Below are 15,165 nucleotides of genomic sequence, written 5' to 3' on the forward strand. Positions count from 1 at the left end.
TAGCTATGTCCCCGAACCGACAGTCCGACTCCTCCTCTGCGAGTTCGATCCAAACCACCCTCCAACTGGATCGTACCCGAAAGCGGCCCCGCCCGACCGCTCATTGGATAATGAAATGTTTAAGGAACCAGCTTGTAGCCGCCGCTTTCTGTCACAAGAATTTCCGCATTGGAAGGATCGCGCTCGATCTTCTGGCGCAGCCGGTAGACATGGGTTTCCAGTGTGTGCGTGGTGACACCGGAATTGTAGCCCCATACTTCCTCGAGCAGCACGTCGCGCGTCACCACCTTCTGGTCGGCGCGATAAAGATATTTGATGATCGAGGCTTCCTTCTCCGTCAGCCGCACCTTGCCACCGCGCGGGTCAAGCAGCAGTTTCTGGCTGGGCTTGAAAGTATAAGGCCCGACCGAGAAGGTGGCGTCCTCGCTCTGCTCATGCTGGCGCAGCTGCGCCCGAATGCGTGCCAGCAGCACGGCAAAGCGGAACGGCTTCGTCACATAGTCGTTGGCGCCGGCCTCGAGGCCAAGAATCGTATCCGAATCGGTGTCGTGGCCGGTCAGCATGATGATGGGCGCCTTGTAGCCGCCCTTGCGCAGGATCTTCACCGCTTCGCGGCCATCCATGTCGGGCAGCCCGACGTCCATGATGAGCAGATCGATGAGGCCGCCGCGCGCTGCGGCGACACCTTTTGCCGCAGTCGATTCCTGCAGCACGTCGAATTCCTCGTAAAGGGATAATTGCTCGACCAGTGTGCCGCGCAGGTCATCATCATCGTCGACGATCAGTATGGTGCGTGAAGTCATGGATCAATCCGTTGTTTTGAAAAGAAAATTCAGTTGACCGCTGCCTGTTTATGCGGAAGCTGACCGGCGCAACAGCCGTTCACAGTGATTTGTTCCGTGGCACGATCATACAAGAAAAAACACGATCGCAATGCAGCCGGCGCAATTTTGCGAAAAGGGCTGCGTGTGCTGACCGTGCGGGCGAGGCCTGGGCATCCAAGCCAGGGCCTGTTGCAGGCCGGGAAAACGGTGTTTGCCTGTGCGTTGGGGCGCGGTGGCATCTCGGCCGGCAAGCGCGAAGGCGATGGCGCCACGCCGCTGGCCGCGATGCGGATCCTGTCGGGGTATTTCCGGGGAGATCAGTTCTCCAGCGGCCGCAGGACCCGTCTGGCGATGACGCCGATCGGGCCCGATCTGGGCTGGTGCGAAGTGCCCGACGACCGCAACTACAACAGGCCGGTCAAGATACCCTATGGCGCCAGCCACGAACGCATGCGGCGCGACGACCGGCTCTACGATGCCTGTCTTGTGCTCGACTGGAACCTGTCGCCGCGCCGGCGCGGGCGCGGCAGCGCCATCTTCTTCCATCTGGCGCGCCCCGGCTTCACGCCGACGCAAGGCTGTGTGGCTGTCACGGCGCAAACCATGTCGCGGCTGCTGCCACTGCTGTCGGACCGGACGGTGGTGAGGGTGGTAAGATAGTAGGGGAGTAGGGGAGTAGGCAGTAGGCAGTAGGCAGTAGGCAGTAGGCAGTAGGCTACCTGTCGGCGCTGGCTTAAATTTTCCTCTACTGCCTATTTCCTACTGCCTATTCCCTGACCTTCGCGGTCTCTGCCAGCCGATGTCTAGCAGGCCCAGCCGGCCAAGCTCCCTGTCCATTGCGCGAGCGACGTCACGGCGCGCGCCGCCGATATCGCGCAGTTGGCGGTCGGAGAGATCCTCGACGTTCTGGTAGGCAGTATCGCGGCGGGGGAGGCGTATCGCGACCCGGGCGTGACGCAGCCAGTCGAGGGTTTCGGCCAGCCAGTTCGGACGATGTGTGGACGAATTCAAAACGATGATGGACATGGTGTGCTCCGTTCTCCCCGGATATCAAATCCGGCTTGATGATGTTTCGATGGATGGATGATGCCAGATTGAAATCTCTGCGAGAAACGAGTAGTTTTCTCTGGATCATCAAGTTTTATTTGAGGATAGGATGGCTCGTCTTCTGCCCGGGACTCGTGCCTTGAGGACACTGGAAGCAGCGGCCCGGCACCTCAATTTCACCCGTGCCGCCGACGAGCTCGGCCTGACGCCGGCCGCCGTCAGCCATCAGATCAAGGAAATCGAGGATCAACTCGGGCTGGTGCTGTTCACACGCACCAGCCGCACGATCCGGCTCACCGAGGCGGGAACGGTGCTGTTCGACGCCTCGGCCGACGCGCTCGACCTGCTTGGCCGGGCCGTTTCGCGGGCGCAAAAGCTGGCGCGCGGCACCGCCCTTTTGAAGGTAACGCTCGACGCGCAGTTCGCGTCAAAATGGCTGATGCGACGCGTCGACGATTTTCGCAAGCATCACCCCGATATCGAATTGCGATTCGACATTGCCTATGAAGTGCGGGATTTCGAACTCGATGACATTGATGTCGGCATCCGTTTCGGCGCCGGCAAATATCCGGGTCTTCGCACCCACCGGCTGTTCGACAACATCCTCATTCCGGTGTGCAGCCCGAGCCTCTTGACGTCCGGTCCGCCGCTGCGCGAGCCGCGCGATCTCTTCAACCACACGCTTGCGCATATCGAATGGTCGCGGCAAGGCGTGACGTGGCCGAACTGGCGGATGTGGATGGCGGCGGCCGGCATCACTGATTTCGACGACAGCCGGACCGTCGTCTTCGGCAACTCCACGGATGCCGTCCAGGCAGCGCTCGACGGCAATGCCGTTGCGCTCGCCGATTTCGCCATGGTGGCGAACGACCTTTCCCAGGGCAGGCTGGTGCAGCCTTTCGAACTCGGCCTGCGGGTGGCGCCCGAGTTCGCCTACTTCCTGGTCTATCCCGAAAATACCGCCGCCGATCCACGCATCGTCGCCTTTCGCGAATGGATGCTCGAGGAAGTCGCCAAGACGCGGACCACGGACAAAGGGCAGTAGGGCAGTAGGGCAGTAGGGCAGTAGGGCAGTAGGGCAGTAGGGCAGTAGGGCAGTAGGGCAGTAGGGATAGCAGTCGGTGCCGTCTGGCCCTATTTCCTACTGCCTTACTTCCCTTCTTGATCAGGTTGCCGCCGCGCCGAACCAGCCGATCACGGCGCCGATGATCAGCAGCACGCCGAGCCAGTGGCCGCCGTCGATGAGGGTCAGGTCCCAGCCGAAATTCTCGTAGCGATGGTTGACCGAGAGCGTCGTGGCGACGAAACCCAGCCAGAGCACGAAGCCGAAGACAAGTCCGGCGATCCATGTCGGCTCGCCGCCGGTCATCGCGCCGACGACCAGGGCCAATATGGTGGCCATGACCAGTTCGGCGATGAAGCTGATGACGAAGGGCAGCGGCGATTTCTTCATCGTCGCCGGATCGAGCTTGGCGGCCTTCAGCCACGCCTTGCTGAGGCCCATGTACCAAGCGGCGCCGAACAGCCACGCGGCGATCGCGGCAGCGACCACCGCCAGCCAGTTCACTGCCGAAAAATCCATGAGCTCCCCCTCTGATCTGTATGTGATGGAACGCCTGTTCGGCGATCGCGTCAAGCGAACCGCCAGACGGTCGTGCGCTTGACCAGCGCATCCTCCAGCGCCCGCGTGACGGCCACTTCATACACGGCAAGCGGCTCCAGCCCTGCCTTCGGCATATACGAGCGGCCGGGATCGCCGACGAGGATCTCGGCGCCGCGCGCCTTCAGCGTTGCGAACCATGGCATCAGCCGGTCCGCGAAAGATTTGTCGTAGAAAACATCACCGGCCAGGACCACGTCCCAACCTGCATCGGTGCCGATGCAATCCGTGCCGAGGAATTCGGTCCCGACACCGTTGATCTCGCTGTTGAGCCGGATCGCGGTGGCACAGAACGGATCGATGTCGGCAGCGGTCACCTTGGCGGCACCTGCCTTGGCGGCAGCGATGGCGACAAGGCCGGAGCCGGAAGCGAAGTCGAGCACGCGCTTGCCCCGCACCGTGCCGGGCTTGTCCAGGATATAGCGGGCAAGGCCCTGGCCGCCGGCCCAGGCAAAGGCCCAGAAAGGCGGCGGCAGGCCGATCTCGACCAGCTCATCCTCGGTCCGCTGCCACAAATCATGCGCTTCGTCGGCAAGATGAAGCAGGATCTCCGGGACGTGCGGCGGCGCCATCAGCGCCGTGTTGTCGAGAATGAATTGCCTCGCGCTGTTGGGCGTCAGCGCCGTCACGGAGCCGGCGTCAAGCCGCCCATGCGGCAGACTTCCTTCCATTCGGCCGGCGTCACCGGCTGCACGGAAAGGCGGCCGAGCCGCACCAGCGCCATGTCGGCAAGCTTCGGATTGGCCTTGACCTGTTCCAGCGTCGGCGGGTTCGGCACATCCCTTACGGCGCGGATGTCGACGCATTCCCAGCGCGGATCGTCCGACGTGGTGTCGGGATGGGCAAGCGCGCAGACTTCAGCGATACCGACGACGTTCAGCCCCTCGTTGGAATGGTAGAAGAAGCCGAGATCGCCGATCTGCATCGCCTTCATGTTGTTGCGCGCGGCGTAGTTGCGCACGCCGTCCCATTGCGTGCCGGCCTTGCCCTTGGCCTTCAGCATCTCGAAGGAGAACTTGAATGGCTCGGATTTGAACAGCCAGTAGTTCATGTCTTTCTCCTCCTGGACTCTTTATTTTGACGCAATTCCCAAGGGAAAGCGCTACGCGCTTTTCCCGGGAAAACCGTTTCACACTTTTCCTGGAATTACTCTAGCGTGCGCTCGCGGGCGACCGGGATTAACTAGCCGCCGGCTTGTTGAACGTCCAGTTCCACGGGCGGATTTCGACGCTTTCGAACAGCCCGGCCTTGGCGTAGGGGTCGGCCGCCGAAAGAGCCTGGGCGCCAGCCAGGTCGGACGCTTCGACGACCACGAGGCTGCCATTGGGCTTGCTCTCGGCATCAAGAAACGGACCGGCGAAGGCCAGCTTCTTGTCGCCGTTCAACCCTTCGAGAAAGGCGATATGCTCGGGCCGCGTGTCGAGGCGCACCTGCAGGCTTCCGGGCTTGTCCTTGCAAATCACAGCAAACAGCATCTTTTTCTCCTGATCGTTCAAAGTCGTGGGGATCAATCGTTGGTTTCGGTCTTCAGCGGCCGGGTCATCAAGGCCGTCACAGCCTGCCGGACGGTGATGGCACCCTCCAGTATGGCGGCGACGGCGGCAATGATCGGCGCGTCGATGTTGCGCTCGGTGGCGATGCGGGCAGCGATCGCCGCCGTCGGCACGCCTTCTGCCAGCGGCAATCCGGCAAGCGGCTTGCCTTGGCCGAGCGCCAGGCCATAGGCGAAATTGCGCGACTGGGTGGACGAGCAGGTCAGCAGCAGGTCGCCAAGGCCGGAAAGCCCCATCAGCGTTTCGGGCCTGGCGCCGAAGGCAGCGCCGATGCGGCGCAGCTCGACAAAGCCGCGCGTCACCATGGCGGCCTGGGCGCTGGCACCGAGACCCGCGCCAGTGACGGCACCCGCCGCAATGGCGAAGACGTTCTTCAAGGCGCCGCCGATCTCGACGCCGATCAGGTCGTCGTTCGAATAGCAGCGCAGGTTTTCGGCGGAAAAGCGGGCGGCGAGATCGGCGGCCAATGCCTCGTCGCGGGCAGCGACCACAACGGCCGTCGGCAGGCCGCGGGCGACGTCGGTGGCGAAGCTCGGACCCGACAGAGCGGCAACGGGATTTAGCGGCAGGATTTCTTCGACGATCGCCGACAGCAAGGCGCCGGTCTCGCTTTCGATGCCCTTGGCACACAGAACCAGCGGGACACCGGCCGGCATATGGTCCTTCGCTGCCGCCAGTGTAGTCCGCAGCGACTGGGCCGGCGTCACCGCCAGCACGCAGTCGGCACCGTCGAGCGCGGCCTGAATGTTGCTCGTCGCCACGATGCCGGGCTGGAGCGTAATGCCCGGCAGGTAGCGTGGATTTTCGCCACGGTCGATCGCGGCGACGGTCTCCGGGTCGCGCGCGTAAAGGCGAACGAAATGCCCGGCGCGCAGCATGGCCAAGGCCAAGGCAGTGCCCCAGGCCCCGCCGCCGAGCACGGCAACGCGCCAGCCGGTCGGCGCGGTGTCGTTGCCGCTCATTGCCCGCTCGTTCATGCCTTGGCTCCGCGCCGGCCGGAGCCGACCATTGGCGCCGAGATGCTATCAAGCGGCCAGCGCGAGCGCGGCACGAAATCGAAGCCGTTCTCCTGCGCCATGCCGGTGCGCAGCCGCTCGATGCCGGCCCAGGCGATCATCGCCGCATTGTCGGTGCAGAGCTTCAGCGGTGGTGCAATGAAGGTGAAGCCGGTCTCGGCACAGAGCCGCTCCAGCATGATCTTGATCGTGCGGTTGGCGGCGACACCACCGGCAACGACGAGGGCCGGGTTTTTCGTGCCGGGAAATGTCTCGCGAAAGCGCGTCAGCGCGCGGGAGACGCGGTCGGCCAGCGCATCAGCCACCGCTGCCTGGAACGAAGCGCAGATGTCGGCGACGTCCTGGTCGCTCAGCGGCGCAATGGCGCTCGCCGCCTGGCGCACGGCGGTCTTGAGGCCGGAGAAGGAGAAGTCGGGCTGCGCCGAGCCCTTCATCGGGCGCGGAAAGGCAAAGCGCGAGGCATTGCCGGCCTGTGCCGCTTTCTCGACATTCGGCCCGCCGGGATAGGGCAGGCCAAGCATCTTGGCCGTCTTGTCGAAGGCTTCGCCGAGCGCGTCGTCGATGGTCGTTGCCCAGCGCTGGTAATCGCCGACGCCGCGCACGGCGACGATTTGCGTATGGCCGCCGGAGACCAGCAGCAAGAGATAGGGAAAGTCGAGCCCGTCGGTCAGCCTTGCGGTCAGGGCATGGCCTTCGAGGTGGTTGATGGCGATCAGCGGCTTGTTCGCCGCAGCGGCAATCGCCTTGGCCGTCATCAGCCCGACGATCAGCCCGCCGACAAGGCCGGGACCGGCGGTGGCGGCAATCGCGTCGATATCGGCGAGTGCTGTGCCCGAATCGGCAAGCGCCGCCTCGATGATGCCGTCCAGTGCCTCGACATGGGCACGCGCGGCGATTTCCGGCACCACACCGCCGAAAGCGGCATGCTCCTCGATCTGGCTGAGCACGATGTTGGACAGGATTTTTGGCGCGGCGTCGCCGTCGATGGCCACCACGCTGGCGGCGGTCTCGTCACAACTCGTCTCTATGCCCAGCACGCGGATCAATTCGTCGCTGTCCCTAAAGATTGTATCATGGGGCTTTCCCCGTTAGGAGAACCCGGAAAGCCTCGCTTGCCGGGGGGTTATCACGGACTGCGCGCCATGCAAACAATCTTGAGAATCGGAACACGCGGCAGCCCGCTGGCGCTGGCACAGGCGCATGAAGCGCAGGCGCGGCTGATGGCCGCGCATGGCATGCCGGCGGAGGCGTTCGAGGTGGTCGTCATCTCGACCAGCGGCGACCGCATCCAGGACCGGCCGCTGTCGGAAGCCGGCGGCAAGGGCCTGTTCACCAAGGAGATCGAGGAGGCGCTGCTGGCGGGCCGGATCGACATCGCCGTGCATTCGTCGAAGGACATGCCGACGCAACTGCCCGACGGTCTCGAACTCTCGGCCTTCCTGCCGCGCGAGGATGCACGCGACGCCTTTGTCGGCAAGGCGGCGAAGACGATCGCCGAACTGCCGCGCGGGGCGAAAGTCGGCTCGTCGTCGCTGCGGCGGCAAGCGCTGATCCGCCGGATGCGGCCGGATCTCGACGTGGTGATGTTCCGCGGCAATGTGCAGACGCGGCTGCGCAAGCTTGAAGAAGGCGTCGCCGCGGGCACGATCCTGGCCTATGCCGGGCTGAAGCGGCTTGGGCTCGAGCATGTCGTCACCGATCTGATACCGCTCGATGTCTTCCCGCCGGCGCCGGGGCAAGGCGCGATCGGCATCGAAACCCGTATCGGCGACCGCGATGTCGAAAAAATGCTGGCAGCCGTCCATGATGTGCCGACCGGCCAGGCGCTGGCCTGCGAGCGTGCCTTCCTGGCGGCGCTCGATGGCTCCTGCCGCACACCGATCGCCGGCTATGCGGCGATCGAGGCCGGAAAACTGTCATTCGCCGGGCTGATCATCTCGCCCGACGGCATGCAGTCGCACACGGTCGAGCTGCAGGGGCCGGCGCAAGACGCCGCCCGCATCGGCGGTGAAGCGGCCCGGAGCGTGCGCGCCAAGGCCGGCGAAAAGTTCTTCGACGGCTGGCTCTGAAATGCTTCGCGTCCTGGTGACCAGGCCGGAACCAGGTGCTTCGCGCACAGCGCATCGGCTTGAGGAGGCAGGTTTTCAGCCGGTCCTTTTGCCCCTGACCGAAACAAAGGCGTTGCCTGCCGCCGCCGGACTGATCCCGGACGGTGCCGTCGCGGTGGCCGTCACCAGCGCCAATGCCATGCGTCATGCGCCGGAAGAAATCATCGCGACGCTCGCCGCCTTGCCTTGTCATGCGGTCGGCAAAAGGACGGCGCAAGCGGCGCGTCGAGCGGGGTTTTTGTCGGTCAGTGAAGGCTGGGGCGATGCGGAGGCGCTGGCCGACAGGCTCGCCGCCGATTTTTCTGGAAAGACGATTGTCTACCTCTGCGGGCGCGTGCGTTTTCCGGCGTTCGAACAGAGGCTCGGGACGGCGGGCGTTCGGGTCCACGCCGTCGAGACCTATGACACGCTGGCAGTGGGGTATTCGGACGAAGTCATCCTCGAACGCCTGTCGGGGCAACCTGCCGACGCGGTGTTGCTCTATTCAGCCAAGGCGGCGGCGGCGATGCAGACCTTGGCAAGACGGCCCGCTCTGCGCGGTCTCTTCGAAAAAACATGGGTTTTTGCGCTTTCCACTCGCATCGCGGCAGCCTTCGGCGGTGTCGCCAGCGAAAGAATCCGCATTGCCGCGCAACCCGACGAGGATGTGCTGCTGGCGCTTTTGCAGGCGCCTAGCTGAGCCGCGTCATCACACCGCCCCTTTTCACCGCTTGGTGATGTGCTAGACCCTTTCTGAACCATCATGCGCCGCCAGGCGTTGAGACGAAGCGAATTGTGCGGAGCCCAGGCATGGTCAAGACGCCGAAGATGCGACACTCGAAAAGCCGCCGCGAGCCGGTGACCATCGATCTCGAGCCGGGCGCCGTCTCACGCATCGCCGACGAGGACGCCGCCAGGCAGGAGGCCCGGACAGACGAGGCGAAGGCCGAGGAAGCAGCGAACGCTTCGCAGCCCGAGGTTCCCGAAGAGCCGGTTCACGCCGACCAGACCGATCTCGAGCCCTGGGAGCATACCGACGCCCGGGCCGAGCCGGAGCAGCCGCCGGCAGCGGCGACAAAGCCCGCTAGCCAGGCCGAGATCCCCTATCCCGGATCGTCCGACGAGCCCGGATCGTCCCACGGTCCCGGATCGTCCGATGCGCCGGCCGGCAAGACCAAAGCTTACGATTATAGTTTCGAGGACGCATCGGCGAAGCGCACGCAGACCGACGGCAGCAAGGCAAAAACCGAGACACGGGACGAGAAAATGGCGCCAGCCCCTGAAAAGCGCGGCGGCCTCAACGGCATCGCCGCCGGCATCATCGGCGGCGTCATCGCGCTGGTCGGCGCCGGCGGGCTGCAATTTGCCGGCCTGCTTGGCGCGCCGGGTTCCGGTGCCGGCGTCTCGCTCGATGGCGTCAACGGCGACATCGCCTCGCTGAAGACCGAAATCGCCGGTTTGAAGGACGCCGGCGGCAACGGCGATGGAGCGGCGAAGATGGTCGGCCTGTCCTCGGGCCTTGAACAGGTCAAGGCCGATGTGGCGGCGCTGAAATCGGCTGTCGAGAAAGGTGGAGCAGGCGACGCGGCCGGGGTCGCCGCACTGGGCGACAAGGTCGCGCAGATCGAGACGGCGGTCGCCGCCCTCGGCAAGGCCGGCAGCTCGGCGCCGGTCGATCTCGGTCCGCTCAACGAGAAACTGGCTGGCCTCGACGCGCTGGTGAAGTCGGCCGGCGAGGCTACGACGGCGCAGGAGGGCCGGCTGACAGCGCTGGAGCAGTCTGTGTCGCAGCTGTCCGGCAAGGTCGAGGCGGCGGCGGGGCAGCCGAAGGTAGCGCTTGCCATCGCGGCGTCGGCCTTGAAGGCGGCGCTCGAGCGTGGCGGGCCGTTTTCGGCCGAACTCGAAACCCTCGCGGCAATTTCGCCCGATGCGCCGCAGCTTGCGGCACTGCGCCCCTATGCTGAAAAGGGCGTTCCGACCCGCGCCGAGATCGCATCGCAGGCTGATGCCGCCGCCAATGCCATGGTCACTGCCGCGACGCCCGTCGATGAGAATGCCGGCTTCCTGCAGAATCTGATGTCGAGCGCCGAATCGCTGGTCAAGGTCAGGCCGATCGGCGCCGTCGAAGGCGCCGGCGCACCGGAAACCGTCGCGCGCATGGAGGCGGCGGTCAACCAGGGCGACTACGCGAAGGCACTCAGCGAGTATGAAACGCTGCCCGAGGCCGCCAAGGCCGCTGGCGCGGACTTTGCCGGCAAGCTGAAGGCACGCATCGAGGTCGAAACCCAGGTCGATGCGCTGATCTCGGGCGCGATGAAGGCATGAGGGCAACACAATGATCCGCCTGCTCGCCTTCCTCATCGTCGTTTTCGCGCTCGGGCTGGGCTTTGCCTGGCTGGCCGACCGGCCGGGCGACATGGTCGTCACTTTCAAGGGCTATCAATACCAGGTCAGCCTGATGGTGGCGGCGGTGGCCGTCGTTGCCGTGGTCGCCGCGGTGATGATCCTGTGGTGGCTGCTCAAGTCGCTGTGGAACAGCCCCTACACCATCTCGCGCTATTTCCGCGTCCGCCGCCGCGACCGTGGCTATCAGGCGCTGTCGACCGGCATGATTGCCGCCGGCGCCGGTGATGGCGCGCTGGCCCGCAAGAAGACCAAGGAAGCCGCCAAGCTGATCCGTTCCGACCAGGAGCCGCTGATCCACCTGCTGGAAGCGCAGGCGTCGCTGCTCGAAGGCGATCATGAAGGCGCGCGGCAGAAATTCGAAAGCATGCTCGACGATCCCGAAATGCGGCTGCTGGGTTTGCGCGGGCTTTATCTGGAAGCCGAACGGCTCGGCGACCGCAACGCTGCCAGGCATTATGCCGGCCGCGCCGCGGTGATGGCGCCGCAGCTGGCCTGGGCGGCGGAATCGACGCTGGAAGAGCTGACCGCGCGCGGCGACTGGGACGGCGCCCTGAAACTGGTCGACGCGCAGAAGGCGACACGGCAGATCGAACGCGATGCCGCCAATCGCCGCCGCGCCGTGCTTTTGACCGCCAAGGCGCAGGCGCTTGCCGACAGCGATCCCGCCGCCGCCAGGACGGCGGCGATCGAGGCCAACAAGCTTAGGCCGGACTTCGCGCCCGCGGCCGTTGCCGCCGCGGCCGCATTGTTCAAGCAGAACGATGTGCGCAAGGGCTCGAAGATCCTCGAGGCGGCCTGGAAGGCCGAGCCGCATCCGGAGGTCGCCGAGCTCTATACCCATGCAAGGCCGGGCGACGCCGTGCTCGACCGCCTCACCCGGGCGAAGAAGCTGCAGGAAATGAAGAAAAACCACGCCGAATCGTCGATGACGGTGGCGCGCGCCGCGCTCGACGCGCAGGATTTCTCGACCGCCCGCCGCGAGGCCGAGGCGGCGATCCGGATGGACCGCCGCGAGGGCGCCTATCTGCTGCTCGCAGACATCGAGGAGGCCGAAACCGGCGATCAGGGCAAGGTGCGGCAGCTGCTGTCCCGGGCGGTGCGGGCGCCGCGCGATCCGGCCTGGGTCGCAGACGGCGTGGTATCGGAACGCTGGGCGCCGGTGTCGCCGATCACCGGCCGGCTCGACGCCTTCGAGTGGCGTGCGCCGATGGAGCGTCTCGGCCAGTTGATCGACAGCCATGATGACATGCCAGCCGATGCGGCGCCGGTCATCGAAGCATTGGCGAAGCCGACGAGCGAAAAAGGGCCGATCGAGGTGATCGATGACGCCGGTGGCGAGACGTCGGCGGGCAAGCAAGCTGAAAGTCGCGAAGAAGATCATGTCAGGCCGATCACGGCAGCGGCCTTCGCCGCGGTGCCGAGCGATGCCGAGGGCGTCGATCCGGCCGAGGAGCTTGCGCGGTTGCCGGACGATCCCGGCGTCGATCCGGACGAGGAAGCGGAGAAATCGCCGCGCCGGTTTCGGCTGTTTTGAGTTGGGCAGGCCGTCAGGCCGTTGGGGTATGGATCTATGTTTGAACGCGTTCTGTCGTTTCTCAGGGATTTGCCGGCCGGCGCCGGCACTCGTGCCAGCACGGACGATCCGCGCATCGCCGCCTCGGCGCTGCTCTACCATGTGATGAATGCCGATGGCGTGCGCCAGGATGTCGAGTGGGAACGGTTCAAGGCGGTGCTGGCGGAGAGCTATTCGATCAGCGGCACGGAACTTGAGGCGCTTGCCGCCGCCGGCGAGCGGGCCGACAATGAGGCGATCGATCTCTATGCCTTCACCAGTGTCCTGAAGCGCCATCTCGATGCCGATGCGCGCAAGGCCTTCATCGGCCTGATGTGGGAAATCGTCTATGCCGACGGCGAGTTGCACGAGCTCGAGGACAACACCGTCTGGCGCGTCGCCGAGCTGATCGGCGTCGAACGCCATGATCGCGTCGAGGCGCGCCGCAAGGCAGCGGCGCACGCGCCCGGCGCCACCGGAACATCGAGCGACGAATAGGATTTTCGCCTTCCCATGCCGCGCCAAACGAGTTCGAAGCCAAAGATACTGATCGTGCTGCATCAGGAGAGTTCGAGCCCAGGGCGTGTCGGCCACATGTTGCTGGAAGAAGGGTTCGACCTCGATATCCGCCGGCCGCCGCTTGGCGACGCCTTGCCCGAAACACTGGACGGCCACGCCGGCACGGTGGTGTTCGGCGGTCCGATGAGCGCCAATGACGAGGACGAGTTCGTTCGCCGCGAGACCAACTGGCTGGAAATACCGCTGAGGGAGAACCGGCCATGTCTCGGCATCTGTCTCGGCGCACAGATGCTGGTCAACTATCTCGGCGGCAAGGTCGAAGGACACGGCGAAGGGCTGGTCGAGGTTGGCTGGTATCCCCTGAAAGCGACCGAAGCCGGCAAGCAACTGATGCACTGGCCGGAGATGGTCTATCAGTTCCACCGCGAGGGTTTCTCGCTGCCCAGGGACGCGACGCTGCTGGCGACGGCCGAGACCTATCCCAACCAGGCCTTTCGCTATGGCGACAATGCCTGGGGCATCCAATTCCATGGCGAACTGACCAGGGTGATGATGCAGCGCTGGGTGGTGCGCGGCGCGCATCGCTTCGAATTGCCCGGTGCCCAGCCCGGCCGCGATCATCTCGGCGGCCGGCTGATCTGGGACATGCATCTCAAGCGCTGGCTGGACGAGTTCCTGCGGATGATTTTCGGCAAGCCGAGCAATAGCTAATGCATGTCGCCCAAAAGTGACCTCGGTTTTTGGGAAGACGACATGCATAAAACAAGACCTAAAGCGCGGCGCGTGAATCTGTTTCGACGCGACGCGCTTTAAGGTTCGAGCACCGGCCGCAGGAAGCTGCGCTCGTAGCTGAGAATGCTGCGATTGCGTTTTTCCATTTCAAACACTTCCTGGCATTCCGGGTCGGCAGCCATACGCTTGCGATAGTCCTCGTAGTCGGCAAGGCTCGGAAAGCTGAACATGGCAAAAGCGATATTGCTCGCCCCCTCGCTCGGAAGGAAATAGCCGTGATGGTTTCCGCCGAGGCGATTGACCAGAGCTATCCAGCGACGGCCATAATCTTCGAACTCGGCAAGCTTGTAGGGGTCAATGACATATTTCAGGTAGCAAGTGATCATGGGAACTCCTGTGGCATGGGCGAGGCATGTTGGCTGTCAACTGGAGGAAGATCAGTTGCGTCCGTCGAGATGGCGCACCTTGCGCAGTTGCGGGAACAGCACCATCCACAGGCCCGCTACGGCGATGGCGCCGATGCCGCCGATCACCACGGCCGGCACCGTGCCGATCAGCGCGGCCATCGTGCCGGCGCGGAATTCGCCGACCTCGTTGGAGGCGCCGACAAAGACCTGGTTGACGGCGTTGACGCGGCCGCGCACCTCGTCGGGCGTCCACAGCTGAATTAGCGTTTCCCTGATGTAGACGCTGAACATATCGGTGGCGCCAAGGAAGACCAGCGCCACGATCGACAGCCAGGTGATGGTGGAAAGGCCGAACAGCAGGGTGAAGGCGCCGAACGAGGCGGCGGCGACCAGCATGATCATGCCCGCGTGGTTGCGAAGCGGATGCCCGGCCAGCCAGATGGCGACGCAAATGGCGCCGATGCTGGGCGCCGAGCGCAGCAGGCCGAGGCCCCAGGGGCCGAGCTGGAGGATGTCGCGTGCATAGACCGGCAGCAGCGCCGAGGCGCCGGACAGGAGCACGGCGAACAGATCGAGCGAGATGGCGCCGAGCACGATCTTCTCGCTCCAGATGTAGCTGAACCCGCCGAGCAGGTGCTGCATCGTCGGCTTTTCCGACTCGGTCCGCTGCGACGGCTTCGGAATGGTGAAGATCAGCAGCCCGGACACGATCATCAGGACGGCGGCGGTTCCGTAGGCCGCTTCCGGCGACACGCCGTAGAGCAGGCCGCCGGCGACCGGGCCGACGATGGTCGCCGTCTGCCAGGCCGATGAATTCCAGGCGATGGCGTTGGCGAAATCCTGAGGCGGCACCAGATTGGCGAACAGCGAGGCGGAGGCCGGACCGAAAAAGGCGCGGGCGACGCCGAACATGGCAAGCACGCAGAAGATCGGCAGCGGCCCGCTGATGCCGCGCAGCGTCAGGAACAGCAGCGCCAGCGCGCACATCGCCTCCACCACGACCGCCAGCGCCATGATCAGGCGGCGGCCGAAGCGATCAGCGACGACGCCGGTGACCAGCACCAGAAGCAGCGACGGCAGGAACTGGACGATGCCGACAAGGCCGAGATCGAGCGGGTCGCGGGTCAAATCGTACATCTGCCAGCCGACCGCGACGGACACGATCATGGTGGCGAATGTGGTGAGGAAACGCGCCGCCCAATAGCTCAGGAAGGAGCGGTGGCGGAACGCGGCATAGCGCTGGTCCGGCGATATCTGTTCTGCTGTCATGATTTAAGAGGCCCCGTTCGAATGGCATCAGCTGGCGGGGCACTTCCACGATGGGCGCTGGTCCGGCTGGCGGAACTTTTAGCTCAGTTCGCA

General features: G+C 64.8%; 18 protein-coding genes. 8 read left to right on the forward strand and 10 right to left on the reverse strand.

The features are described 5' to 3' along the window. Positions 1-119: 119 nt before the first annotated feature. Positions 120-803 carry a response regulator transcription factor gene (locus tag AC0L24_RS27110; RefSeq protein WP_013528898.1) on the reverse strand — a complete coding sequence of 228 codons (684 nt, stop codon included), beginning with the start codon at positions 801-803 and terminating at the stop codon, positions 120-122. A 144-nt stretch (positions 804-947) separates the two neighbouring features. Here AC0L24_RS27110 and AC0L24_RS27115 point away from each other — a divergent pair, with 144 nt between their 5' ends. Next, positions 948-1,484: a L,D-transpeptidase family protein gene (locus tag AC0L24_RS27115; RefSeq protein ID WP_473564400.1), complete on the forward strand. Its 537-nt coding sequence runs from the start codon at positions 948-950 to the stop codon at positions 1,482-1,484. A gap of 99 nt (positions 1,485-1,583) precedes the next feature. On the opposite strand, the gene AC0L24_RS27120 is transcribed toward AC0L24_RS27115, so the two are convergent. Next, positions 1,584-1,850, reverse strand: coding sequence for a hypothetical protein (locus AC0L24_RS27120; RefSeq protein ID WP_473564385.1), 267 nt, complete (start codon positions 1,848-1,850; stop codon positions 1,584-1,586). Between the two features lie 130 nt (positions 1,851-1,980). Here AC0L24_RS27120 and gcvA point away from each other — a divergent pair, with 130 nt between their 5' ends. Then, a complete protein-coding gene (gene gcvA, locus AC0L24_RS27125) occupies positions 1,981-2,916 on the forward strand; it encodes a transcriptional regulator GcvA (protein ID WP_127319562.1) in 936 nt (311 codons plus the stop codon). Between the two features lie 120 nt (positions 2,917-3,036). Here gcvA and AC0L24_RS27130 read toward each other — a convergent pair whose 3' ends face one another. The 6 genes from AC0L24_RS27130 to tsaD all read right to left on the reverse strand — a co-directional run bounded on the left by AC0L24_RS27130 (position 3,037) and on the right by tsaD (position 7,143). Then, positions 3,037-3,453 carry a DUF1761 domain-containing protein gene (locus tag AC0L24_RS27130; protein ID WP_473564386.1) on the reverse strand — a complete coding sequence of 139 codons (417 nt, stop codon included), beginning with the start codon at positions 3,451-3,453 and terminating at the stop codon, positions 3,037-3,039. Between the two features lie 50 nt (positions 3,454-3,503). After that, the gene (locus AC0L24_RS27135; protein ID WP_473564388.1) at positions 3,504-4,202 is read right to left on the reverse strand and encodes a class I SAM-dependent methyltransferase; all 699 of its coding nucleotides are present in this window, start codon (positions 4,200-4,202) and stop codon (positions 3,504-3,506) included. Next, positions 4,157-4,582: an EVE domain-containing protein gene (locus AC0L24_RS27140; RefSeq protein ID WP_023811233.1), complete on the reverse strand. Its 426-nt coding sequence runs from the start codon at positions 4,580-4,582 to the stop codon at positions 4,157-4,159. The genes AC0L24_RS27135 and AC0L24_RS27140 overlap by 46 nt, the downstream gene beginning before the upstream one ends. Before the next feature lie 127 nt (positions 4,583-4,709). Further along, entirely contained in the window at positions 4,710-5,006 is a 297-nt protein-coding gene (locus tag AC0L24_RS27145; RefSeq protein WP_473564390.1) for a YciI-like protein, read from the reverse strand. A 32-nt stretch (positions 5,007-5,038) separates the two neighbouring features. Further along, positions 5,039-6,061, reverse strand: a complete 1,023-nt coding sequence (locus tag AC0L24_RS27150; RefSeq protein ID WP_128364513.1) for an NAD(P)H-dependent glycerol-3-phosphate dehydrogenase — start codon at positions 6,059-6,061, stop codon at positions 5,039-5,041. Beyond that, the gene (gene tsaD, locus AC0L24_RS27155; RefSeq protein WP_174800340.1) at positions 6,058-7,143 is read right to left on the reverse strand and encodes a tRNA (adenosine(37)-N6)-threonylcarbamoyltransferase complex transferase subunit TsaD; all 1,086 of its coding nucleotides are present in this window, start codon (positions 7,141-7,143) and stop codon (positions 6,058-6,060) included. The genes AC0L24_RS27150 and tsaD overlap by 4 nt, the downstream gene beginning before the upstream one ends. Before the next feature lie 99 nt (positions 7,144-7,242). Between tsaD and hemC the strand changes: the two genes are divergently transcribed. The 6 genes from hemC to AC0L24_RS27185 all read left to right on the forward strand — a co-directional run bounded on the left by hemC (position 7,243) and on the right by AC0L24_RS27185 (position 13,375). After that, positions 7,243-8,169: a hydroxymethylbilane synthase gene (hemC, locus tag AC0L24_RS27160; RefSeq protein WP_127322722.1), complete on the forward strand. Its 927-nt coding sequence runs from the start codon at positions 7,243-7,245 to the stop codon at positions 8,167-8,169. 1 nt (position 8,170) lies between these two features. Then, on the forward strand, positions 8,171-8,887 hold the full coding sequence (locus AC0L24_RS27165) for a uroporphyrinogen-III synthase (RefSeq protein WP_127808731.1): 717 nt from the start codon (positions 8,171-8,173) through the stop codon (positions 8,885-8,887). Positions 8,888-8,997: 110 nt separating this feature from the next. Next, the gene (locus tag AC0L24_RS27170; RefSeq protein ID WP_473564393.1) at positions 8,998-10,512 is read left to right on the forward strand and encodes a COG4223 family protein; all 1,515 of its coding nucleotides are present in this window, start codon (positions 8,998-9,000) and stop codon (positions 10,510-10,512) included. Positions 10,513-10,522: 10 nt separating this feature from the next. Then, positions 10,523-12,127 (forward strand): heme biosynthesis HemY N-terminal domain-containing protein, encoded by a 1,605-nt coding sequence (locus tag AC0L24_RS27175; protein WP_473564395.1) that lies wholly within the window; start codon positions 10,523-10,525, stop codon positions 12,125-12,127. A gap of 36 nt (positions 12,128-12,163) precedes the next feature. Beyond that, complete coding sequence (locus AC0L24_RS27180; RefSeq protein WP_127268697.1) at positions 12,164-12,643, forward strand: tellurite resistance TerB family protein; 480 nt, start codon at positions 12,164-12,166, stop codon at positions 12,641-12,643. A 15-nt stretch (positions 12,644-12,658) separates the two neighbouring features. Beyond that, the gene (locus AC0L24_RS27185) at positions 12,659-13,375 is read left to right on the forward strand and encodes a glutamine amidotransferase (protein WP_127397459.1); all 717 of its coding nucleotides are present in this window, start codon (positions 12,659-12,661) and stop codon (positions 13,373-13,375) included. A 98-nt stretch (positions 13,376-13,473) separates the two neighbouring features. Here the strand turns inward: AC0L24_RS27185 and AC0L24_RS27190 are convergent, their stop codons facing one another. After that, the gene (locus tag AC0L24_RS27190) at positions 13,474-13,782 is read right to left on the reverse strand and encodes an NIPSNAP family protein (RefSeq protein WP_127397458.1); all 309 of its coding nucleotides are present in this window, start codon (positions 13,780-13,782) and stop codon (positions 13,474-13,476) included. Between the two features lie 51 nt (positions 13,783-13,833). Continuing rightward, entirely contained in the window at positions 13,834-15,072 is a 1,239-nt protein-coding gene (locus AC0L24_RS27195) for an MFS transporter (RefSeq protein ID WP_473564397.1), read from the reverse strand. Positions 15,073-15,165: the final 93 nt, after the last annotated feature.

The sequence above is a fragment of the Mesorhizobium sp. WSM4809 genome, from assembly GCF_055811655.1.